The organism is Microvirga roseola, assembly GCF_020866965.1.
Taxonomy (GTDB): domain Bacteria; phylum Pseudomonadota; class Alphaproteobacteria; order Rhizobiales; family Beijerinckiaceae; genus Microvirga; species Microvirga roseola.
In genome coordinates this window covers 1-863 of the sequence record NZ_JAJATX010000173.1, presented here as the reverse complement: position 1 = coordinate 863, position 863 = coordinate 1, and the positions used below count along the sequence as shown (strand labels likewise).

The following is an 863-nucleotide window of genomic DNA, read 5'->3' as shown; positions in this document are numbered from 1 at the left end:
GCCTGTTTGAGAATGTCGCAGAGGGTCGGATTGGGGTAATGTCGGCTCCACATGAGCCGGATGTGGACGAAAGAACATCGCGAGCGCCAGAAAGCCTTTGAGCGGCGGCGCTACCCCACTGACCTGACCGACGAGGAATGGGAGCGGATCAGGCCTATCCTGCCCCAGCCTGCCCGGCGTGGCCGCAAGCCCAAGGTGAACCTGCGCGAGATCCTCAATGCCATCCGCTATCTGGCCCGCACCGGCTGCGGCTGGCGCATGCTGGCGCATGAGTTCGGAGCGTGGCAGACGGTGTATTGGTGGTTCCGGCGCTTTGTCCGCCGCCTGCTGTTCCAGACCCTGCACGATGTCGCCCTCATGCTCGACCGCGAGCAGTCTGGTCGGCAGGCAAGCCCGACGGCAGGCGTCATCGATAGCCAGACGGTCAAAGCCCCCGCGGCACCGGGCGGGGGCGGCTATGACGCGGCCAAGAAGGTGAAAGGCCGCAAGCGGCACATCGCGGTCGACACGGACGGACGCCTGCTGATGGTCAACCTCACGACGGCCGATGTTCAGGATGCCCAAGGCGCTGAGCAGATCATCAAGGCCGTGCGCCTGCGCTGGCCGTTTCTCAAGCACCTGTTTGCAGACGGGGCCTATGACCGTGGGCGGCTGATGAGCCTGGCGGCTTACCGGGATTTCGTGATTGAGATCGTGCGCAAGCTGTCCGACCAGCAGGGCTTTCAACCGTTGCCGCGCAGATGGGTGGTTGAAAGAACGTTCGGGTGGATGATGCGCTGGCGCCGGTTGGTGCGTGATTACGAAGAGCGCTGCGACGTCTCGGAAGCCATGATCAGGGTGGCCATGAACAGTCTTATGCTCCG

Annotated in this window: 1 protein-coding gene; it reads left to right on the top strand. The window is 63.7% G+C overall.

Annotation, left to right across the window (positions count from 1 at the left end):
- Positions 1-60 precede the first annotated feature (60 nt).
- The coding region (locus LG661_RS24720) for an IS5 family transposase (RefSeq protein ID WP_230534645.1) at positions 61-863 on the top strand (803 nt) is incomplete at its 3' end.